The sequence below is a fragment of the Bacteroidota bacterium genome (assembly GCA_041658205.1).
In the GTDB taxonomy this organism is placed as follows: domain Bacteria; phylum Bacteroidota; class Ignavibacteria; order UBA10030; family UBA8401; genus UBA8401.
Window position 1 is genome coordinate 1,558,163 of the sequence record JBBAAO010000001.1, and the last position, 23,863, is coordinate 1,582,025.

A 23,863-nucleotide genomic window follows, 5' to 3' on the forward strand; every position below is an offset into this window, starting at 1 on the left:
TTTGTAGAATTATGAAGCTCGATATCAGATTGGTCATTCCATTCTTCATAGAAAATGAATCTATTTTCTTCTTGGATAACGCAATCTTACTTTTACACAACGCAATAAGTTCATTGCGTTTTTCGGGATTTGCTGTACAATGCACGGTGATAATCTTCATTCGTTCATGTCCTAAAAAAACGTCTGTCTAATTCTGCTAACGATAATTTGATCAACACCGGCCTACCGTGTGGACAAACATACGGCATTGATGTCCCGAATAACTGATCAATCAACGATCGCATTTCCACTTCACTTAATTTCTCTCCTGCTTTAATCGCTGCTCTACAGGAGAACGATTTAGCAATATTGTCTCTAGCATCAAGTTTTACACGCAATTGATTGTTCTTGAATTCATCGAGAATATCTTGCAGTATATTCGCTTCGGTTCCCGCTTTCACTTCCGGTGGAACTCCTTCGAGTACAAAAGTATTTTTCCCAAATGGTTTTGTCTCAAAACCAATAGAATTGAGAAATGGCAAAAGATCGTTCGTCAATGTATAATCACCGGACGGCAGTTGGATCGTCTGAGGAAACAAAAGTTGTTGTGATGACGGAACAGCATTGTTCATTCGTGTTAAAGCACGTTCATACAATATCCGTTCATGCGCAACGTGTTGATCGATAATCATCAAACCGGAACGGATCTGTGTGAGAATATATTTATTATGCAGTTGCCAAATTCCTTTTCCTTCCAGGGCTTCACTGTCGCGCGTACCGTGCTGGAACTGCGTTTGTGTGTCTTCAGGAGGAATTGTTTCTGATGCAGGAGTTTGTGCGAAAATCTGATCCAATTTCGTCGTCAAATCAAACGGGATCTCTTCGTTTTCAAACGATGCAGGTTTTTTCTGTTCGTTGTATCCAAATAACGGAACGGATGATAGAGGAATGTCAGAATAGAATCGCGGTATTGCCGTATGCTTCAGAGAAGAAAAATTATCAGTGTTCCGCTGAAATTCTACCGTTGGAGTAATATCACTTCCTCCGAGCGCTTTTCGAACAACGGACATGACAATACGATAAATACTTTGTTCATCGGCAAACTTCACTTCCATTTTTGATGGATGAACATTTACATCTACTTTATGGGGATCAAGTTCAATAAATAATAAGAAGAATGGAAAATTCCCCTTCTCCACCAAATGTTCATACCCGGAAAAGATTGCGTGATTGATCGAACGACTAACGATGAATCGATTGTTGAGAAAAATACTTTGGTCTACTTTTGACTTCCGTGCAAAATCCGGTTTGCCGATGAAGCCTGTAATGGATAATAATTCGGTTGATTCACTCACCGGAATCAACGTAGCGAAATGTCTATCCCCAAAAAGACTCTTTAATCGTTCTTCTAATGATTGTGATGGCAGTGCAAGGATGGTATCTTCATCACTGACGAATTCTAAAGCGATCTCTGGCTTTGAAAGTGCAAGGCGTTGAATCGTGTCGTAGATATGTTTGAATTCAGTATTGTTCGATTTGAGAAATTGTCTTCTTGCCGGTGTGTTATAAAAAAGATTTTTAACACTGATAGTTGTCCCGGTTTGATGGGCTTCTTTTGATTGCTCTTTAATCTCGCTCCCTTCAATTCTCAAGAGCGTTCCTACCGCGTCATCCGTTCGCCTTGTTTGTAATTCTACTTGTGCAACGGCGGCAATCGACGCTAACGCTTCTCCTCGAAATCCCAGCGTGCGGATATTTTCAAGATCTTCGTAAGAAGAAATTTTACTGGTCGCATGACGGTAAAAAGACTTCACCGCATCTTCTTCATTCATCCCTTTTCCATTATCGGTTATCTGGATAAGGGATTTACCCGCATTCTTTATTATGATTGCGATTGAAGTAGCACCGGCATCAATGGAATTTTCAAGCAATTCTTTTACGACAGATTCAGGACGTTGTACAACTTCGCCTGCTGCAATTTTATTGGCTAAATGATCAGGTAATATGTTGATGATACTTGTACTCACTATTTCAGTGTCACTCCTAGTCCAGGCTGATTGTTCAATTTCAATTCACCGCGAATATTTCGCACGCCATCAAATGGATCATTGGAAATCAATACGTTTCCATCTAGATCTGCATAATCAAGCAAAGGAGACAAATGTGCTCCGGCAGAAATTCCTACAGCCGTTTCAATCATACACCCCATCATCACCTTCATATTCAGAGCACGCGCTGTATTGATCATTCGCATTGCTTCACGCACACCAGTGCATTTCATCAATTTAATGTTGATCCCGTCGAATGCTTCGGCAAGTCTAGGAACTTCACTCAAACGAAGGACACTTTCATCGGCAATCAACGGTATATCCGATTTGTCGCGCAGCCATTTCAGGTCATCAAATTGATCGGCGGGCATCGGCTGTTCTACGAATTCAACATTCTGGTCTTTCAACCATTTCAGGCGTTCCAACGCAAGGTGTTTATCCTTCCATCCTTCATTGGCGTCAACATATAATACCTTATCGGTAATCTTTCGAATTGTATTAATCATCTCTTCATCATTATCCAAACCAACTTTTACTTTGAGGATCGGATACTCTTCTGCTTCACGAACTTTTTGTTCAACTACTTCCTTGGAATCAATCGCAATGGTGAATGAACATTGCGCCGTCTTTGCAGGATTTAACCCCCATAATTGATAGAGAGGAATCCCAAGTTTTTTCCCAACCCAATCATGGAGAGCAAGATCAACAGCACATTTTGCCGATGTGTTTCCCTGTTCGACTGAATCCACATACGTCAAGATTTCTTCTAATTGAAAAGGAGATTCAAATGGCAAAAAATTTAATTTTTTGAAAAAACCAGCGATTGTTTCAAGACTCTCACCGTACCGTTTTGTGGGAGAAGCTTCTCCGTATGCGATAATGCCATCATGTTCTATCTGAAGAATAATCACCGGAGCCACATCGCGCGCACTTCGGGAAATACGAAAGGTATGTTTTAACTGCAAATCATATTGCTTCCAGGTAATATTCATTGTTGTTCCTTTTCAAAAAGTGCTTCAACAAATTTTTCAGCATCAAACGGTTGAAGATCATCAATCTTTTCCCCTACACCAATAAATCGCACCGGTACTTTCAACGCATTACTCACAGCAAAGATTACTCCTCCCTTTGCGGTCCCATCTAATTTTGTAATAATCAATCCTGTTAATCCTACTGCTTCGTTGAAGAGTTTCGCTTGTTGAATTGCATTTTGTCCCGTCGTTGCATCTAATACGAGAAGAACTTCTTGCGGAGCTTCGGCACTGACTTTAGTGATAACACGTTTAATCTTCTTTAGTTCTTCCATCAAATTTGTTTTCGTGTGCAGCCGCCCTGCAGTATCAATAATCACTACATCAGCTCCGCGAGACTGGGCTGCTTTTACCGTATCGAATGCAACAGAAGCTGGATCAGAACCGTGGAGCTGTTGAATAATTTCTACACCAGCGCGTTTTCCCCATACTTCCAACTGTTCATTAGCAGCGGCGCGAAATGTATCGGCGGCACCAATCAACACATTCTTCCCTGCCGTTTTGTAGTTGTGTGCAAGTTTTCCAATCGTGGTTGTTTTTCCCACACCATTCACACCAACAATCATAATCACGTATGGCTTGGTATGCGGAGGAAATTCAAACGGATCTTTCGCGTTAGAAGAATTCAACACAAGCGCGTTTGTAATTTCCGTGCGGACAAGTTCATTTAATTCTTCCTGCGATTCGTACTTATGCTCTTTCGTTTTTTTCTTTATGCTTTCAATAATACGATGCGAAGTATCAACCCCCACATCACTCGAAATGAGAATCTCATCTAACTGTGATAAAAATTCCTCATCAATCTTTCCTTTCGCAAAGATCAAACGATTGACCTTCGCAACAAGTGAATTCCTGGTTTTCGCTAATCCTTCTTTGAGGCGTGAAAATTTTAATGAATCAAAAAATCCCAATGTGTTTCCTTTTTATACGATCATAATACCAATCCGTCAGCGATTATTCGCCAGATGAATTGTCTCAAAAAATCGTTTTGTATAAATGAAAAATGAATACATCAACAATCCAACTGTTATCCATTGAAATATTTCATACACCCATAACAATGATGGATACTGAAGAATTGGAAAGACCAGCGTGAATGCCAATATTGATACAGCAACTTTACCTGACATTAACGATGGAAGAATGATACCAGCTTTAAATTTTATATATAATCCGGCAACAAAAATAATCAGGTCACGAACAAGTACTAACAGTGTAAACCACAGAGGAATATCGCCAAAAATGGTCAGCATTACAACCACAATGCCAATGCTGATCTTATCCGCAAGTGGGTCGATAATTTTGCCAAATTCAGAAATTTCGTTACGAATTCTTGCTACATAACCATCTAATGCATCCGTTGCGATCGCAGCAAGGATAATGAGAAGTGCAATCTCCCGATGAAACTTCACCGGTGTCATCAAATAATATATTGCGGGAATCATAAGAACGATTCTGCTGAGCGACAGCATGTTCGATATAGTCCAGATTTTTCCAGTCATCACCGTATTACAGCAAATTTTCCAATTGTTGTGTTATGCACTTCATTGGCTGCATTGAATTGTTCCACGCGGTATAAATAGATTCCTGTTGAGACGAGATTCCCGCTTTCATTCCTTAAATTCCAGGAAGCTCCTTCTGTTGTCGTCTTTTCTTCTATTGTTTTGATCCGTTCTCCATCAGGAGTATATATTGTAATCTTACAATTTGCAGGAATATTTGCAAACGAAATTCTCTGATTATTTTTTACGGGATTTGGATAGACTGCAATGTTGTTGATACTCTCGGTTTCTTGAGCAATGGAAACAACCTGTCCTTTTCCACCATTCAATTGTTTACCTAAAACTGACGTGATTTGTTCGCCAATCACGATCTCTATTCTTAAAGCTAATTCGGAAAGGTTGGTTCCCGTCGAAAAATTCAAAACGACACTTTGCGGTTGAATGGAATCAACGGATGAAACAAAAAATTGTCTCGCAATTGTATGAACAGAATAGTAACTACTATTTTTCGCAATAGTAAAGTCAGGTTGTCCGTTAAATTCAATTTGAATTTTGTTCTTCGAAAGTAAATTGCTGGAACGAACAAAGAATAGATCATCATTTTGTAATGTCGACGTAAATAAAAAATGCTGCACGGTATCTCCGCTCATTCCGCTGGCATCAGTTAATTGACGAATATTCAGCACATGATTGCCAGCAGTAATCGTAGTTGGAAATGTCGCTAACAATATTCGAGAAGATTTCCACACGACGGATGATGATTCAAGTATTGAATCAATCAAGAATATCGACGATAAAATATTCTCTGAGGTGACATCGGATGATAATTCAATGCTCAACTGAAAACGCGATGCCTGAGATACTGACAATATTTTTGGAGCGATATGCGGTGTTACGGAAACGATGTTAGAACGGGAACTTTCTCCTCCATTCACAGCAGAAACAGCATAAAAATATTGATTATTTGTTGATACAGTCGAATCAATCCATTCTGTCCCAGCTACTAAGGATACCAAATTCAATGTATCTTTATTGAGTCCTCTAAATATTTTATGATTTGTTGCAAAAGAACTCCATCGAAGTTTTATTTTTGATACTGATAATGGTAAAGCCGTTAACCCAAACGGCGATTGAACTGCTGTGATGTTTTGCTCTGACCAAAATTCTGTTTTCCCATTGGTATGAAATCCCAAATCATTTGTTGAATCCCCATCAAAATCATAGACAATAACACTATTGCTTTGCGAAGAATGCATCCATTTTGATTCGAATGTCTTTTTCACTTCGTTCCACACAAAAATATACAGTTGAGGATTTAAGGAAATAAACAAAGCATCCTTAGAATCGCTTTTCCGTAATTTTCCCCCCACTAAACCATTATCATAACCGGTTCCGGATTTTACACCGAAAAAATGCTGTTCCCAAATTTTTGAAACTTTCCCGACGATGTCGGTCGGTAGATGAGAAAATACTCTGATAGTCCACACAGGAGCACTATATTCTCGGTCTTCATTCCAATCCAAACTGGAATGTCCTGCGACAGCAAAATCCAATATTCCATCACCATTAAAATCTCCCGAAGTGATGTAATCGGACATTTCGTAAAGATCTGATGAATCAATACCACCGATTTCAAAATTCAGACTGTTGGCGACTGTTTGACGGTACATAACCACATCACCATCATTATCAGCAAAGACAATTTCTTTTCTACCGGAATTTGTAAAATCTCCAACGATTGATCGAGGCGGACCGAACTGATTTCGCGCTTCTCCAAAAAGTGCATTCGATGGATTTGAAAGACGCGATACTAAAGAAAATTTCTTATTGCCAAGATTCTTATAGATTAAAAATTCCGAACTGCTTCGGGCAATAATTTCCTGTTGATTATCCCCATCAAGATCGACCATTTGGCTTGCCCAAATATCGGTTGAATCTGTCCAAAGCGGTGATTTTTCAAAATACTTTCCTAAATTTAGATCAATAGACTGTAAACTGCTCGTTCCCCTATCTTGTACCAACAATGCCGTATAATTTTCCACAGGATTAGTGATAAACGATCTTGGCACCCAGGATCGTACTGATGAATCTCTTACTTCAAACTGATTTCCTTTGAATTGAAATAACTTTACCGTTCCAAAATCATTGTTTTCATTATATGTATTCAATACTATGTTTGGAATTCCAAGATTTTGTACTTGATTAAGCAAAAACCCTTTTGGCAACGAGTATGATTTTTTATCAAAACCAGTTGTCGCAATGGAAAGTGGTGAAATTTTTGTTTGGAAATGATCAAATCCAACGATAGAGCTTAAGGGAAATCGTATTACACGTTTTTCAATGGAATTCTCCGTAAAGAGACAAAAGAATTCATATTGGATTGAAGGATCAAGATCATTTGAAGACAAAACAAACGAATGATGTAACTGTACTCCGATGCTCTTTTTTGTTTGATATTGGTTTTCACCGACTTTTCGATAATATATCATTCCTGTACATTTTCGATCAATTTCAGCTTCGATTAACGCACCAAACTCATTACCTATAATAACAGAATCACGGAATCGAAATGATAGCACTTTGGGATTATTTTGGTTGATGACAATGCGCTGTCTAAATTCCAGGTCATTTCCTTTGCTATTTTTTACTACTAGTCGCAATTGGTAATCATTTGTTTTAAAAAAGGATACATCCAATATGCTAAACGTATCTCGAATAAATATTTTATTTGGAATGGACTTGATAAGGGTCCATTGCGAAGGATTATTTCCTTCTCCAAAAAACATTTGAACCGATTGTAAATATGGTGTGAATGCCGTAATAACTAACGGAATGGAGTTTTGAGTTATAATATCATCCAACATTGGAGAATGTATAGAAACAGTTGAACCTGAAATTGCTTGTATCGCTTTGACAATATTAACGATTCCACTCGCATATGATGCATCCCAACCATTTTCACCGGCATCGTCAGCTGTGTTTAATAATATTCCCCGTATCTCTTCATTTGAAAGTTCAACATAGCTTGCGTTTGTAACCTTTTTCTTTTTCTCAAAACTCTTCATCAATGCAGAAATACCTGATATGTGAGGAGCTGCAGCAGACGTACCTGAAAATTGACCGGTATACCCTCCCCCTAAAACCGTAGTAACGATCTGCTCACCCGGCGCCATAATATCGAGCGAAGGACTATTTGAGGAAAAGAATGAACGAACATTAAATGGATTGACAGAACCGGTTGAAATAACTTCACTAAAATCGGATGGATAATGTGGATTACTGCTACCATCATTTCCACTGGAAGCGACAAGAATCACATTTTTAGAATACGCATATCGAATTGCATCATGCAACAACGTTGAGGAGACAACATCTCCAAAACTCATGTTGATTACATCTGCACCGTTGTCAACTGCATATACAACAGCAATAGCGATGTCAATATCACTGCCATTTCCATTTTTTCCAAATGCGCGCATCGGAAGGATTTTTACGGGGAATATTCCCGTCAGTCCGATTATATTGTTTGATTGTGCTCCAATAATCCCTGAGACAGCTGTCCCGTGTCCGTTTTCATCAGTTGGATCATTATCTCGCTCATTCCAGTCCCCAACATCCTCAGATTCTCCATCAACAAAATCATACCCTCTCCAATCATCAATAAAACCATTACCATCATCGTCGATGCGATTGTTTTCTTTTCCGTTTCCCATTTCCCCCGTATTCAATGCAATTGTATTGGTGAGATCCGGATGATCATCATCAATTCCAGTGTCGATAACACCAACCGTTACTGATGGTAATGATGCATTAATCAATCCGCTTTCCCATAATGAAGCAATTCCTATTTGTCGAAGATTCCATTGGGAGTGATATGCGGAATCATTAGGAACAGTGTATGTCCTATATTGATTACTCGGGTTTATAAATTCGACGGAGGGATTTGACGAAATAGAGCGAATGACATCATCACTCGGTTGCTGCGAAAACCGGATGATTGAATATTGCTGCCACGGAAAAGAACTCTTGTTTGAGGGGATTGAGGGTGAAAGGGGTTGTATAGTAAATGTATTAGGTTGAGCAACAATTGTTTTTATGTTGTTCAGCGATTGTTGAACAAGTAGAAATGTGTTCGCAGAATCTCTCGTGGCTTGTTTAAATTTTACGATATATGTCTGTCCAAACAGTACATTAACAGCAAACAGAATAATATATCCCGAGATACGCCACTGCATTATGCCTCAAGGTCATTCTTATCCGTCACGTTTTCGATGGGAGCAGGATATTTTCCGCCAAAACATGCCGTGCAGTACCCCTTCTTTTCACTCGTAGGAACGGAGGCAAGCATTTTTTTTGGAGAGAGGAAGTGAATACTGTCCACGCCAAGTTCTTTACGGATCTTTTCAATATCTTCATCGCATTTTACAGCAATGAGATCTTCCCTGTTTGGAAAATCCATTCCATAATAACAAGAGTTGATAATTGGAGGCGAAGTAATTCTGAAATGTATCTCTTTTGGTTCTGCTTCTTTCAGCAGCTTCACAAGTTGTTTGGATGTCGTTCCACGCACAATAGAATCATCAACAACAACCAATTTCTTCCCCTTTAATACTCCCTTCACTGTGTTGAATTTTGTCTTCACTTTCATTTCACGCATACCTTGTTCAGGCTGAATAAATGTGCGGCCAACATAGTGGTTACGAATAAGACCAAGTTCAAGTTTTGTATTGATCCCTTGTTTGATTGATTCTGTCACAAACCCCAACGCCGCAGTATTGCTCGAGTCTGGAACACTGATGACAATTGTTTTTTCATCTGCACCGGGTATCACAGGTGATTCCTGAGCAAGCGATTTTCCTAGTTTACGACGTACTTTGTCGACACTTTCACCAAAAATAAAGCTGTCGGGACGGGAAAAATAAATATATTCGAAAATGCAATGGTGAGATTTTTCTACCTGATTATTAATTCGCAATGAAACCAGTGGTGTTTTTGAATCGGCACGGGAATCGATAATAAGAATTTCGCCCGGTTCAACATCACGGATATATTTTGCGTCGATGATATCAAAAGCGCAGGTTTCTGACGCAACAACATAACTTCCATCTTTTTCACCCAACGCCAGCGGTCGAAATCCATGCACATCCCGTGCTGCGATAAGCATTGAATCGGTCATGAGCAAAAGAGAAAATGCACCTTCTACTTTATCAATTGCTTCCTTTATTTGGTCAATTTGCTTTTTTTGTCTGCTTCGTGCAATTAAATGAAGAAATATTTCTGTATCCGATGTTGTCTGAAAGATTGTCCCTTCGTCTTGCAGCTGCTTTCGAATAGTCCGAAAATTGGTCAAATTGCCATTATGAGCAACTCCGAGATTGCCGTCACGATAATTTACAATTAGCGGCTGTATGTTTTTATCATTGTTTGCAGAACCGGTAGTTGAATAGCGATTATGTCCAATAGCCGCTTTCCCTTTTAGTGTGCTTGACAGGATCTGATGGTCCTTAAACACATCTGTCACTAATCCCATACCCTTAACAATATTGAAGTGATGACGATGCTTGTCTTCTCTGTATTCGCAAGAGACAATTCCACTTGCCTCCTGTCCGCGATGCTGCAGAGAATGAAGGCCATAATAGGTCAGAACAGCGGCGCTGGGATGATCAAATATTCCAAAAATTCCGCAAGCTGTGCGAGGTTTATCATTCTTAAAACGCTTATAGTTCTTTGATTTCATTTATTTTATTACCGTATCCTTCAACCAGTGAGTATCCTCTAAAAAATTATAATCTGTTGTAAAGTGTAACCCTCGACTTTCTTTTCGTTCTAACGCTGAACGTATAATCAGATCGGCAATCGAAGATAGATTTCGGAGTTCAATAAGTCCTTCGGTCACTTTTGTCCTTTTGTAAAAGTCCTTTACTTCCTCTAAAATCAATTTGATCCTTCGTTGAGCACGTTCTAATCGATGATTAGAACGAACGATACCGACATAATCCCACATCAATTGCTGTATTTCTCTCCGATTGTGCGATACTAATATCCATTCTTCACTATTGATTGTTCCGCTCTCATCCCAATCAGGAATATTTTTAGAGACAGAAGTTTTATCTCTTGGATTCATCTTTATTATTTCAACTGCTCTATGCGAAAATACCACCGCTTCTAACAACGAATTACTAGCAAGACGGTTTGCTCCGTGTAATCCTGTCATACTTACTTCGCCCACCGCATACAATCCGGATATTGATGTAGCCCCATTCATATCAGCCACTACTCCACCACACGAATAGTGTGCTGCTGGAACGACAGGGATTAAGTCTTTAGTAATATCTATTCCAAATTTGAGACATCGTTCGTAAATGTTTGGGAAATGGTCTTTTACAGCACTTGCATTCAAGTGTTTTAGATCGAGATAAACACACTCGTCACCGCTTCGTTTTAATTCAGCATCAATTGCTCTTGCCACAATATCACGAGGAGCAAGTGAACCTTGTGCGTCGTACTTCTTCATAAAATCTTCATCTTTGGTATTTCGAAGGATCGCACCAAAACCTCTCACGGCTTCCGATATAAGAAAGGAAGGTGATCCGGAGTTATATAACGTTGTTGGATGAAACTGAATAAACTCCATGTTTGCTATAGCTGCCCCGGCGCGGTATGCCATTGCAACACCATCTCCAGTGGCAATTAAAGGATTGGTTGTGTGTAAATATACTTGTCCGGCACCACCTGTAGCTAAAAGAGTGGTCGACGCCAAAAATGTCTTTACGGAATTCTGCTCAACGTCCAAAACATATGCCCCCCAGCAATGGATTGCATCTCGAGATTGTTTTTCCGTTCCAAAAAGATGATGTTCAGTGATAAGATCGATAGAGATGTGGTTTTCAAATATCTTAATGTTGGGATGAGAAGCTATCTTGGCAAGTAGAGCCCGTTCAATTTCTTTTCCCGTCAGGTCTGCTGCATGAACAATTCGATGATGGGAATGACCACCTTCTTTACCGAGATCAAGTTCTTTCCCTTTTTGCGTAAATTGAACTCCTACTTCAATTAATTCTCGGATCCGTTCCGGACCCTCTTTCACAACAAGTTCAACAATATCCTTATGGCAAAGATATGCTCCCGCCTTCATCGTATCGTTAATATGGTTCTCAAAAGCGTCGCTGGTAGAGACAACTGCAGCAATACCTCCCTGCGCAAGATTCGTATTGGATTCAGCTTTTTCTTTTTTGGTAACAATCGCAACAGTGCCATGTTGTGCAGCTTTCAATGCATAGGAAAGTCCTGCGATTCCGCTGCCAATGACAAGAAAGTCCGATTCTATTTTCATAAAGGAATATACTAAAAACTACAATAAAAAAGGCGTCTCGTATGATCGAGACGCCTGCTTATTCACTAAACTTTTTCAGGTTAGAAATAAATATGTACGCCAACGTTTGCAGCACCAGGTGCTCCAAATCCAAGGATTTGTGTTGAGCTGGTCTGCTTTGTTGTAACTGTTGTGCTTCCGGATGATACTTCAACGTCCGCAGGAGAAGTCATGCTAAAGAGTGTCAAATTGTATTCTGCTGACACGCTGACTTCTGGATAAAGATAAAATTCTGCACCAACGATACCCATCAGTCCTAATGTTGTGCTAGCACCCGCCCCTTTTGTTGTTGCTTGAACTACTGGTGCGATAACCGCATTTTTACTCTCTGTTGATATCATTGTGAAACTAAAACCAGCACCCATATACGGACGTACACGTGATGTGGCACCTTGCATAAACATCAAATAATCTGCTGCTACACCAAGTGTGAAATTTGAAGTGCTGCCATCGGTTCCTGTTTGACCTGTTGCAGGATTTGCAGGCACTGTTGTACTTGTGCTTCTTACCTGTAAACCAAATCGAACTGCTGCATCAGAAGAAAGAAAATATGACAGTCCAAGACCACCTGAAGGACCTGCTGCACCGGTTGTTAATGTTGCAAGACCACCAAACGAGAAATTCATTGATTTATCCCCTGCTTTTGTGCCAAGATTTTGCGCATCTTGAGCCAGGACTACTCCGCACATCATCACAACTGCTAATACTACAGCTAGGAATTTTTTCATTGTGTAACTCCAGTAGATTATTGAAGATTAGTGAATTATATATCTTAAAGGCAAAGCAAATATATAAGGGGTTTACTGAATTGTCAAGAGAAAATATATCATATAAATCTATAAATAGACTATCACACAAGAACCTATGTGAACTCAATTGGATCTGGAATTTCTCTTGTATCTCGTCTTAGTGAGTCAGACAGGTTTATTGGAGCGACTGATCAGAAAGTACATCGTCTAATACAGACAACAGAATATCAAATTCCGGTTTTCCTGCAATTAACGGAGGAAGAATACGAATTACAGTATTTGCCGTTGAGTTAACAAGAACTCCCTTTTGTAATATCGCATCGACTAAGGAGGCGCTTTCCACGGAAAGTTCAATTCCTATCATATATCCAAACACTCGAACTTCCTTAATAACCGGATATTTTGTTTTTAAGTTCAACACCTTTGATTTGAAATATTCAGCATTCACTTTCACATTATTAAGGAAAGAATCGTTCATGACTATATCGATTGTGGCGATACCTGCGGCGCATGAAACAGGATTACCGCCAAAGGTGGTTCCATGAACACCATATGTCCAAACATCGGCTACTTTTTTTGATCCGATGATAGCTCCAACCGGAAGCCCTCCTCCGATTGGTTTTGCAACGGTAATAATATCTGGAATAATATCGAAGTGTTGAAACCCGAACATTTTCCCAGTCCGCCCAATTCCAGATTGTATCTCATCTGCTACTATGAGAAATCCATATTTCTCACGCAGTGATTTTATCGCTTTGATAAATTCCTGCGTAACGCCGACAATTCCCCCTTCACCTTGTATGAATTCTAGAAATATTGCCGCCGTCTGTTCATTCACTTTTGCATTCAGATCGTCCACACTGTTAAATTCGATTGAACCGAAATTGGGAAGAAACGGTTCATATCCATCTCGGTATTTTTCTTTATCCATCAACGACAAGGCACCCATTGTTCGTCCGCTAAATCCGTTGCTCATGCCATAAATTATTTTTTTGTCGTTCTGTTTGCTCCATTTCCGTACAAGTTTGATCGTTCCTTCAATCGCTTCCGTTCCACTATTTGAGAAAAATATTTTATCAAAACCGGAGAGCGAGAGCAATCGCTCCGCTAATTGAAGCTGCGGTTCTTGCACAAAAAAATTTGAAAGATGAGTGTACTTACGAACTTGCTCATCAACTGCTTTAATAATTGCAGGATGGGCATACCCTAATGCGTTTACCGCTAATCCGGAAAACATATCCAGATATTTTTTACCATCTTTTGTAAAGAGATAACAACCCTCGCCTCGTTCTACTTCTAACGGTAATCGTTTGTATGTATGGAAAAACAGTTGGGATTCTTTTTCTTTGAAGTTCATGCAATTTCTTTGGGTAATGTGAGGGTTGAAAACAATGTAAAAAAGAAATTCACTTTCTCGGTCAGATCAGAAAGTGAACCATTGTTCTGAATTTGAAAATCGGAAAGTTCTAATAGCTCTTCGGTGGATATTTGATTCTTCATTCGTACAGTTATATCTTCTTCAGAAGAATGGTCGCGTGCCGAAACCCGCTGGATTCTCATTGATTCGTCCGTGACAACGGCAAGATTGTAGTGGACTAACTCAAACATTCCTGACTCAAACATCAATGCCGCTTCCACTAGCGCAAATTTAGCATTGGGGAAATTCTGTTGTTTCCAGTGGTTAAAGGACTTGAAGACTTTGGGATGAATAATTGCGTTGAGTTTTTCCAGTTGTTGAGGATCCTTGAAAACTATTTCCGCAAGCTTTTTTCTATTCAGCCTCTTTGAGGAATCTAACACTTGTTCCCCAAATTCTTTCACAATCTCATTCAACCCAATCCCTTCTGATATTTCTTTTGCAATAACATCTGCATAAAAAACGGGTGTTCCTTTTTTTTCGAACAAGGAACAAACGGTCGATTTTCCACTTCCAATGCCGCCTGTAACTCCAATAAAGATCATAGAGTAATTCTATTTAGCAAATGAAACAGATCGCACTTCTCTGATCACCACAACTTTAATCTGTCCTGGATATTCCATCTCTTGTTGAATCTTACGGGCAATATCATGTGCTAGTTGATCCGCTTGTGCATCATCCACTTTATCATGTTCTACAATCACCCGAACCTCACGTCCTGCTTGAATTGCATAGGTTGCATGAACCCCTTTGAATGATTTCGCTATCTCCTCAAGCTTCTCCAAACGTTTTGCATATCCTTCAACAGATTCGCGCCGTGCGCCGGGACGTGCACCGCTAATCGAGTCCGCAGCTTGAACAAGAGCAGCAATGGGATGTTCCATAGGAATATCGTCATGGTGGGCTCCGACAGCATTCACGACAATCGGGTTTTCATTATACTTCCTAGTCATCTCCAATCCGATGATCGCATGCGGTCCTTCAACACTACGATCGGCCGTTTTTCCTATATCATGAAGAAGACCTGCTCGTTTTGCCAGATTTATGTCAATACCAAGTTCAGCAGCCATTACACCGCAAAGATATGCTACCTCAATACTATGTTGAAGAAGGTTTTGTCCATAACTGGTACGATATTTCATCTTACCAATATGTTTGATTATTTCGTTGTGCGCACCAGGTAAACCAACTTCTAAAAGAGTATTCTCTCCTACCCTGACAACTTCTTCTTCCAATTCCGCTTTTACTTTTTCCACCACTTCTTCTATACGAGCAGGATGAATTCTTCCATCGGCAATCAACCGTTCTAAGGATACTCGTGCAACTTCTCGACGAAACGCGTCAAACCCTGATAATATAACAGCTTCCGGTGTGTCATCTACAATAACATCTACCCCCGTCGCGGCTTCAAAAGCTCGAATATTTCTTCCTTCGCGTCCGATGATTCTTCCCTTCATTTCATCCCCTTGAATCTGCAATACGCTTACAGTTGTTTCAACAGCATGGTCTGCAGCGGAGCGTTGAATTGCCTGCACAATTACTTTTTGAGCTTCCCGTTTCGCTTCTTCCTTTACTTTATCACGAATATCTTTCAATGTCTGTGAAGCTTCAGTTTTAACGGAATCAATAAGGTTATCCAGCAATAGTTTTCGTGCTTCATCGCGAGACATTCCTGAAGCGCGTTCCAATCTCGTGTTCTCTTCAGCGATCATACGATCTACGTCACTCAGTTTTTGACTAAGATCTGTCGTTTTTTGGTCATTGCTCTTTTGCTGTGCTTGAACCTCTTTTTCCTTCTTGTTGAGAAGTTCTACTTTACGGTCGATATTCTCTTCACGGGAATCCAGTTGTTTTTCGTATGCCTGGAGTTTATTTCGTTTTTGGTTTGCTTCGTTTTCAAACTCGTGTTTCTTTTTATACCATTCATCCTTTACCTCAAGTAATTTTTCCTTTTGGATTGCAGCAGCATCCCGTTCCGCATCAGCAAGTATCTTTTTTGCCTGGTCTTCGGATGATGAGACTTTATTTTTCCCAATTTTATTATTTATGAACCATCCGGCAAGGAATGCCGCAACCGTCATTACTGCACCGAACACTAAAAATTGAATATCCATGATTTCTCCATTTAAAATAAACAACCCGCACAACAACCTCAGACAAGTGTAGAAAGAACCCTCTTTCTTATACACAGTGGGTGCCGCCAAACCGTTTCTTACTTCCACCGTTTGCTATTCCGCTCAAGGCGGAAAACCCGAAGGTTTATTGCAAAATCAAACGTGAGTTTGATTGAGGCCTGTAATATTACGTTTATGAGCTAAGCTCCCTATAAATAAAACTATAGGTTCTTTATTTATGTTGTCCGTGGCTGACAGTGCGGGTATTTTAGACTCTTTAGTTCTCCTTTTTCTTTACGATTCTATGCTGTTAATGCTCGTATCAAGATAATTGGTAATCTTTGATAATTCATATTCTAACGATGATACGAGATGTGAACCCTTTTCTTTTTCTTTGTAGAGATCTTCAGTGATGTTCAGCGCAGCAAGAACAGAAATAGTCAACGGAGGCTGCTCGGGTATCTTATCATGGACACTATTGATCATTGCATCCACATGATTGGCAACCTTCTTTGTAAACTCTTCGCTTTCTCCACGAAGAGGATATTCGGATCCGAATATTTTTACACGTACGCTTTTTCTATCCATAGGTCGTAAAGTAAAAGTGAGTTTCTGTCAGCCGAAAAAAACTAACCTTTATGGTGTTAAGTATTGATCTAATTTTGAAATAACATTCCGCAATTTTTGCTGCAACAATCTCTTTTCACCTTCTTCAAGATTTATTGCAACATTCTTGATGGCAGCATTGGACTGAAGATTTTCGATTTGGGACTGTAAGTGCATTATCTCATTTTTCGCACTTACCATCTCACTTTCCATCTCTTCAATCTTCAACAATAGTTGCCGCTTTTCTTCCCGCAGCGTAGATATAAGAAGAGAAGCTTCACGTGCTTTATCCCATAACGACGATAGAGCGTTCTCCACACTATGCATGCTATCGGACGATTCTTGTTCTAAGTTTTGTTCCACCATTAAATACTTCGCAAAGTTGCTTCAAATGTTTTTGTTACAGACTGCACAATGGTTTTTACCACTCCGTCAATCTCCGCATCCGTTAACGTCTTCTCAATCGAATTGATACTTAACGAAAATGCAACGCTTTTCATTTCTTCGCCAAGCGATTTTCCCTCGTAAAGATCAAACAATGTTGCAGCGGTAATGAGTTTGCCGCCAGAGCTTTTAATACATTTTTCAATCTCTCCTACAGGAATATTCTTTCGCACGATAAACGCCACATCACGAACAACCGTAGGATACTTAGAGAACTCTTTATATTTTTTTACAGAACCGAGTGTCGCAATAATGCCAAGATCAAGTTCCGCAAAAAACACTTCTTTTTCAATTTTAAATTTCTTTAACGTTTCTGACTTTACCTTCCCAATGAAACCGACATAAGTGTTATTGATTTCAACGCTTATCGTCATTTCAGTTAAAGAAGTTGGTGCATTGTAATAAATTAAATCACTATTGTCAAGACCTATAGCCTTTAGCAATGACAAAACAAGACCTTTCAGGTCAAAAAGATCAACTTGTTTTTGCTTTTCATACCATGAGATCGGGTTCGCATCACCGGACAAACACATTCCAATAAGATTTTTTTCCTCATATCCATCAATATACGTCGAGGTTTTTTTCTCCGTGACTGAAGAAAAAACATTTCCAATTTCAAACAACTGCAAACGCGACGATCCATGGTTATAATTGTACGCTACCGTTTGAAGCATAGTCGACAACAACGAAGGGCGCAGGGTTTCTAATTCAACACTTAATGGATTCTTGACAGTCACAGGATGTTCTGAAAAAGCCGCAGCTGTCTGAGCATCAATCAAGCTGTTTGTCAAAATCTCATTCAATCCATTCGCTTCACACCATTTGCGTATGTTATTTAGCTGAAGTTCAACCAGATCCGGTTTACTGAACATTACTTCTGCAGAAGTTTTATTGTCAATGTTATCGTACCCATACAGCCGGGCAATCTCTTCAATGAGATCGATCTCTTGTTCAATGTCCGGACGAAATGTTGGCACGGTACACGCAAAAGTATTTTTTTCTTTTCCAGCAGTGACACTAATCTCGATCGATTCAAGAAATTTTTTAACTTCTTTCGATGTGAGTGTTGTTCCAAGAATTGCATTAACGTGTTGAACTCTTATCGGAATTTTCTTTGCAATAATCTTCTTGGGATACTTTTCGAGTTTTCCACCCGCCACCTGTCCACCAGATAACTCCGCAATCAAACTTGCTGCATAGGCTGAAGCCTCATCAGTAATGTTTGGATCGATTCCTCGTTCAAAACGGTATGAGGCATCGGTGCTGATACCGAGTCGTTTTGCTGTCTTCCGGACACTGACTGGAGAAAAATAAGCTGCTTCGAGCAACACTGTAGTGGTGGCAGAAGATATTTCTGAATTCAATCCCCCCATGACTCCACCAATTGCAACAGGTCTTTCACCATCACAAATCATTAATTCGTTTCCCGAAAGTTCATGTTCTTTTCCGTCTAGTGTATTGAATTTTTTACCCTTTGTAGCGCTTTTTACAAGGATTGTGTGGCGGGCAAGATTGTCATAATCAAATGCATGCAATGGTTGACCGTATTCAAGCATGACAAAGTTTGTTACATCAACAACATTATTGATGGGACGGAGACCTGCGGCTGTTAATAACTGTTTTACCCAAGCCGGAGATTCCTGTACTTTTACGTTTTGAATAATTCGAGCGATGTAACGAGGGCAATCAACAGAGTTTTCGACAACAAGTTTTGCTAATTTGGAAACGGACGCTTTTTTATTCTCCTGAAGTTTGTATTTCGGCCGGGAGTATTTTTTATTGAGAACCGCCGCAAGATCTCGAGCAATACCAAGATGACTTAAACAATCCGGACGATTTGGAGTAATACCAATTTCAAATGCTACATCATTTAATCCCAAATATTCTGCGAGGGATAAACCAATTTTTGCATTCTGTTCCAACACTTTAATTCCGCTGGAATCATCCCCCAATCCCAATTCCTTTTCTGAACAGATCATTCCTGATGATTCAACACCCCGAATGCTTGCTTTCGTCAACTCAAATGGCTTCCCGGAAGGATCATGCTGATTATGCGGAACAACAGCACCGATACAACCGACGATAACTTTCTGTCCATTGGCAACATTTGGGGCACCACAAACAATTTGCAACGATTCACCGTTAGTTTCCACCCGGACTTTACATAATTTTAGACGATCAGCATTTGGATGCTTTTGGACATCCAACACTTCTCCAATAACAAATCCATCAAACTGTTTTCCCAAATACTCTATCGACTCTACTTCCAATCCAATGCTTGTCAGTTTTTGAGCAAGATCAATAGGGCTAATATTTAATTGAATATATCGTTGTAACCAATTATAACTTATGCGCATACGGGTTTCATTAAAACTGATTTAGAAATCGAACATCATTTTCAAAAAATATTCTTATATCATCAATACCATATCGCAGTAGTGAGATACGGTCGACCCCCATTCCGAAAGCATAACCGGACACCTTTTCGGGATCATGTCCACAATTGCGAAGAACGTTAGGATGAACCATTCCGGCACCAAGAACCTCAAGCCACCCTGTATTTTTGCAAATCCGGCATCCTTTTCCACTGCATAAGAAACAGGTAATATCCATCTCTAAGCTCGGTTCTGTAAATGGGAAATAGCTCGGACGAAACCGATATTTAATGTCGCTTCCATAAAAATTCTTTGCAAATGTTACCAGCGTCCCTTTCAGATCAGCAAAAGTAACATGCTTGTCTACATACAGTCCGTCAACCTGATGAAAGAAATAGTTGCTTCTTGCACTCACCGCTTCATTTCTATAAACGCGTCCGGGCATAATCACCCGCAAAGGCAATGGACGATTTTTCATCACTCGAATCTGAACAGGAGTCGTATGCGTACGCAAAACGATATCCTCCTTTACAAAAAACGTATCCTGCATGTCGCGCGCGGGGTGGTTTGGAGCAAAGTTCAATGCTTCAAAGTTATGATAGTCATCTTCAATTTCCGGACCATACACAATTCCAAATCCCATTGAAACGAATATGTTCTTCATTTCTTCCATGGTCTGAGTAATGGGATGACGGGTTCCTCTTGCTCGTTCCCTGCCGGGAAGAGTAATATCAATATCATTTTTTTGTCTGGCAGCTGATGATTGTAAGGAAACCTTAAAGGTTTCAAATTGAGCTTCGGCAAATTTTTTCAACGTATTGATCTTTTGTCCAAACAACGGTTTTTGATCGACCGAAACAGTTTTCAGATCGTCATATAGCGATGCAATTTTACCGCTGCGAGACAAAAATTCAATACGGAATTTTTCCAGAGTTTCTGTAGAAACAATAGTTGGAAGGAGCTTTTCGATCTCAGATCGGATATCGGATATTTTTTGTTCTAACATACATGCAACCTATCGATAAAATAAAAAACTCCCCACCGCAGTCATAAACATGATGCGATGGGAAGTTTTAAATTACGCTTTAACAAAGTTTACAATCTCTGTAAATGCTTCGGGATTGTGTACTGCAAGTTCAGCCAACACTTTTCTATTAATGTTGACTTCTTTCTTGTTCAATCCGGCGATGAGTTTTGAGTACGTGATACCATGTAAACGGGCTGCAGCGTTGATACGTGCAATCCACAATTGACGGTATGTTCGTTTTTTGGCTTTACGATCACGGTATGCATACTGCATCCCTTTATCCAAGTGATGCTTTGCTATGGTGATCAGTTTACTTCTCGCACCCCAGTAACCTCTCGCTTGCGATAAAATCCGCTTGCGACGGCGATGGGAGGCAACTTTATTCTGCGAACGAGGCATAGTTGCTCTTCTCCTTGATATTTAATGAATGGAACGGTGAATTAACTTACAACAATAACATTTTGATCTTCTTTGTATCCGGTTTTGAAACCAAACCCGATTTGCGAAGTCTGCGCTTTCGTTTTGTAGTTTTGCTGGTCAGGATGTGGCTACGGTTCATCTTACGGCGTTTGATCTTTCCTGTCGCTGTTAGTCCGAACGTTTTCCGCGCACCCCTGTGCGATTTCATTTTAGGCATACTGTTAACCTTAGTTTATGATTGTGCTTGTGCTTTTTCTTGTTCTTGTTTTAATTTTTCAACTCGCGCTTTTGCCGTTTTATCGGGTGTGAAGATCATAATCATAAATCGACCTTCCATCTTTGCTGGCTGATCGACTTTAGAATACGCAGCAAGTTTTTCTGTTAATCGATTTAATAATTCTTCACCCTGTTCTTTATACGCAACCTCACGTCCCTTGAAAATCACGGTCGCTTTTACTTTATCACCTTCTTCAAGAAAATTGATAGCATGTTTCGCTTTAAAATCGAAGTCATGCGTATCAGTATTCGGGTGAAAACGTAATTCCTTCAACTGAGAGACATGCTGATGTTTCTTTTGAAGTTTTTCTTTTTTCTGGATTTCATATTTAAATTTTCCGAAATCCATGATCTTGCAAACCGGAGGATTTGCAGTCGGAACAACTTCAATAAGATCTTTTCCCCTTTGTATGGCAATGGCAAGTGCTTCTTTCGGAGACATTACGCCAACTTGTCCGCCGCCATCTTCGATTACACGGATAACATCTCCGCGAATTTCTTCATTGATACGAGGTCGCTTTTCTTTAATAAGAATTTCTCCTATTGTTGATAAACAGTGTTAGAATATACTACTTTTCTTGCAATAATTTCTGAATTACATCGTTTACGGCCATCACACCCAAATCACCTTGTTTATGCTGGCGGACGGAAACAGCATTTACCGATTTTTCCTTTTCACCAACCACCAACATATACGGCACTTTTTTCATTTCATGATCACGAATCTTATAACCAATCTTTTCATTTCGTGAATCAATTTCAACCCGTAATCCCGCATTATTCAACATGGAAACAACCTGTTCTGCATATTCCATCTGTGCATCGGTAATAGGAAGAACAACGGCTTGCACCGGTGCCAGCCATAACGGAAAATCTCCAGCGTAATGTTCAATCAATAATCCAACGAAACGTTCCATAGAGCCAAACGGGGCGCGATGAATGATAACCGGACGATGTTTTTGACCGTCGGTACCAGCATATTCCAACTGGAATCGTTCCGGCATAACATAATCCACCTGAACTGTTCCCAATTGCCATGTGCGACCGATAGCATCTTTAACCATAAAATCGATCTTCGGACCGTAAAACGATGCTTCACCGATACCAATGAAATATTTCAATCCCATTTCATCAGCAACTTCTTTAATCTCCCGCTGCGCTTGTTCCCAATACTTTGTATCACCGCCGTATTTCTCGACATTTTTTTCATCACGGTAGGATAAACGTGTTGTTACTTCCATTCCAAATGTTGAAAAGACCAACTGCGTTAACTCAACGGTATTTTTAATCTCTTGTTTTAACTGATCGTGTGTACAATAGATATGTGCGTCATCCTGGGTAAAGCCGCGAACACGCGTCAATCCATTCATCTCACCGGACTGCTCATATCGATAGACTGTACCAAATTCCGCTAACCGCACAGGAAGATCGCGGTATGAACGTGGTTTGGAAGAATAGATCTGATGGTGATGCGGACAGTTCATTGGTTTCAACAAAAACTGCTCGCCGTTTTCCATCGTGATCGGGGCAAATTGTGAATCTTTATAATATGGATAATGTCCGGATGTTTTATATAATTCTAAATTTCCAATATGCGGGGTGATCACTGACTGATATCCGCGTTTCCGCTGCTCGTTGCGTAAAAATTTTTCCAGATTCTCTCGAATGATCGTACCTTTTGGCAGCCAGATCGGCAAACCGGAACCGACTTTCGGGGAAATCATAAACAATTCTAATTCAACGCCAAGTTTTCGATGATCACGGCGTTTCGCTTCTTCCAACCGGAATAAATGGTCATCAAGTTCTTGTTTTGTCGGGAAAGTAATACCATAAATGCGTTGAAGCATTTTATTCTTTTCACTTCCGCGCCAATATGCGCCGGCGATACTGAGCAATTTTATAAATTTAATCTTACCGGTCGACGGAACATGTGGACCATAACACAAATCAGTAAAGTCACCTTGGTGGTACATACTGATCTTTTGACCTTTAAATTCTTCGAGCAACTCCAATTTGTATGGATCATTTTTTTTTGTGAAGTACGCAAACGCTTCTTCCCATGTAACTTCTTTTCGCTCAAAAGGAACATCCCGTTTTGAAAACTCGTACATCTTCGCTTCTAACTTTTTTAGATCTTCTGATGTGAGAGAATGATCTCCCATATCAATATCATAATAAAAACCATTTTCAATTGAAGGACCGATTCCGAATTTCGTACCTGGAAAAACTGATTCAATCGCTTCTGCCATAATATGAGCAGAACTATGCCAGTAGGTTGATTTCCCTTCGTCATTATCCCACGTAAGGATTTTAATTGCAGCATCGTTACGTATCGGACGATTCATGTCCCACACTTCATCATTAACGGAGATTGCCAATGCTTTTCGCGCAAGCGAATTGCTGATGCTTTCGGTAATTTGCATGCCGGTGATTCCCACAGGAAATTCTTTCGCAGCACCATCAGGAAATGTAATTTTAATCGGATTCATTGAATGTACATCAA

19 protein-coding genes are annotated in these 23,863 nt (G+C 39.9%); all 19 read right to left on the reverse strand.

Annotation, left to right across the window (positions count from 1 at the left end; genetic code table 11):
• Window positions 1-164: 164 nt before the first annotated feature.
• The 19 genes from mutL to thrS all read right to left on the reverse strand — a co-directional run bounded on the left by mutL (window position 165) and on the right by thrS (window position 23,849).
• Window positions 165-2,006, reverse strand: a complete 1,842-nt coding sequence (gene mutL, locus WDA22_06510) for a DNA mismatch repair endonuclease MutL (GenBank protein ID MFA5833111.1) — start codon at window positions 2,004-2,006, stop codon at window positions 165-167.
• Complete coding sequence (locus WDA22_06515; GenBank protein ID MFA5833112.1) at window positions 2,006-3,019, reverse strand: dipeptide epimerase; 1,014 nt, start codon at window positions 3,017-3,019, stop codon at window positions 2,006-2,008. Before WDA22_06515 ends, mutL begins: the two co-directional genes overlap by 1 nt.
• Window positions 3,016-3,969, reverse strand: a complete 954-nt coding sequence (ftsY, locus tag WDA22_06520; protein MFA5833113.1) for a signal recognition particle-docking protein FtsY — start codon at window positions 3,967-3,969, stop codon at window positions 3,016-3,018. The genes WDA22_06515 and ftsY overlap by 4 nt, the downstream gene beginning before the upstream one ends.
• A gap of 36 nt (window positions 3,970-4,005) precedes the next feature.
• Window positions 4,006-4,560, reverse strand: coding sequence for a CDP-alcohol phosphatidyltransferase family protein (locus WDA22_06525; protein ID MFA5833114.1), 555 nt, complete (start codon window positions 4,558-4,560; stop codon window positions 4,006-4,008).
• Window positions 4,560-8,795, reverse strand: coding sequence for a S8 family serine peptidase (locus WDA22_06530; protein ID MFA5833115.1), 4,236 nt, complete (start codon window positions 8,793-8,795; stop codon window positions 4,560-4,562). Before WDA22_06530 ends, WDA22_06525 begins: the two co-directional genes overlap by 1 nt.
• A complete protein-coding gene (gene purF / locus WDA22_06535) occupies window positions 8,795-10,297 on the reverse strand; it encodes an amidophosphoribosyltransferase (protein MFA5833116.1) in 1,503 nt (500 codons plus the stop codon). The genes WDA22_06530 and purF overlap by 1 nt, the downstream gene beginning before the upstream one ends.
• Window positions 10,298-11,893: an L-aspartate oxidase gene (gene nadB / locus WDA22_06540; protein ID MFA5833117.1), complete on the reverse strand. Its 1,596-nt coding sequence runs from the start codon at window positions 11,891-11,893 to the stop codon at window positions 10,298-10,300.
• Between the two features lie 80 nt (window positions 11,894-11,973).
• Entirely contained in the window at window positions 11,974-12,660 is a 687-nt protein-coding gene (locus WDA22_06545; protein ID MFA5833118.1) for an OmpW family outer membrane protein, read from the reverse strand.
• 196 nt (window positions 12,661-12,856) lie between these two features.
• The gene (locus WDA22_06550; protein ID MFA5833119.1) at window positions 12,857-14,038 is read right to left on the reverse strand and encodes an aspartate aminotransferase family protein; all 1,182 of its coding nucleotides are present in this window, start codon (window positions 14,036-14,038) and stop codon (window positions 12,857-12,859) included.
• Complete coding sequence (gene coaE / locus WDA22_06555) at window positions 14,035-14,643, reverse strand: dephospho-CoA kinase (GenBank protein ID MFA5833120.1); 609 nt, start codon at window positions 14,641-14,643, stop codon at window positions 14,035-14,037. The genes WDA22_06550 and coaE overlap by 4 nt, the downstream gene beginning before the upstream one ends.
• 9 nt (window positions 14,644-14,652) lie before the next feature.
• Complete coding sequence (gene rny, locus WDA22_06560; GenBank protein ID MFA5833121.1) at window positions 14,653-16,212, reverse strand: ribonuclease Y; 1,560 nt, start codon at window positions 16,210-16,212, stop codon at window positions 14,653-14,655.
• Between the two features lie 294 nt (window positions 16,213-16,506).
• Window positions 16,507-16,800: a cell division protein ZapA gene (locus tag WDA22_06565; protein MFA5833122.1), complete on the reverse strand. Its 294-nt coding sequence runs from the start codon at window positions 16,798-16,800 to the stop codon at window positions 16,507-16,509.
• 48 nt (window positions 16,801-16,848) lie between these two features.
• A complete protein-coding gene (locus tag WDA22_06570; GenBank protein ID MFA5833123.1) occupies window positions 16,849-17,184 on the reverse strand; it encodes a hypothetical protein in 336 nt (111 codons plus the stop codon).
• Window positions 17,184-19,619: a phenylalanine--tRNA ligase subunit beta gene (pheT, locus tag WDA22_06575; protein ID MFA5833124.1), complete on the reverse strand. Its 2,436-nt coding sequence runs from the start codon at window positions 19,617-19,619 to the stop codon at window positions 17,184-17,186. The genes WDA22_06570 and pheT overlap by 1 nt, the downstream gene beginning before the upstream one ends.
• Before the next feature lie 10 nt (window positions 19,620-19,629).
• Complete coding sequence (gene pheS / locus WDA22_06580; protein ID MFA5833125.1) at window positions 19,630-20,643, reverse strand: phenylalanine--tRNA ligase subunit alpha; 1,014 nt, start codon at window positions 20,641-20,643, stop codon at window positions 19,630-19,632.
• 72 nt (window positions 20,644-20,715) lie between these two features.
• Window positions 20,716-21,063, reverse strand: a complete 348-nt coding sequence (gene rplT, locus WDA22_06585) for a 50S ribosomal protein L20 (GenBank protein MFA5833126.1) — start codon at window positions 21,061-21,063, stop codon at window positions 20,716-20,718.
• Between the two features lie 46 nt (window positions 21,064-21,109).
• Window positions 21,110-21,301 (reverse strand): 50S ribosomal protein L35, encoded by a 192-nt coding sequence (gene rpmI, locus WDA22_06590; GenBank protein MFA5833127.1) that lies wholly within the window; start codon window positions 21,299-21,301, stop codon window positions 21,110-21,112.
• Window positions 21,302-21,316: 15 nt separating this feature from the next.
• A complete protein-coding gene (gene infC / locus WDA22_06595) occupies window positions 21,317-21,904 on the reverse strand; it encodes a translation initiation factor IF-3 (GenBank protein MFA5833128.1) in 588 nt (195 codons plus the stop codon).
• Window positions 21,905-21,929: 25 nt separating this feature from the next.
• Window positions 21,930-23,849 carry a threonine--tRNA ligase gene (thrS, locus tag WDA22_06600; protein MFA5833129.1) on the reverse strand — a complete coding sequence of 640 codons (1,920 nt, stop codon included), beginning with the start codon at window positions 23,847-23,849 and terminating at the stop codon, window positions 21,930-21,932.
• Between the last annotated feature and the right edge of the window lie 14 nt (window positions 23,850-23,863).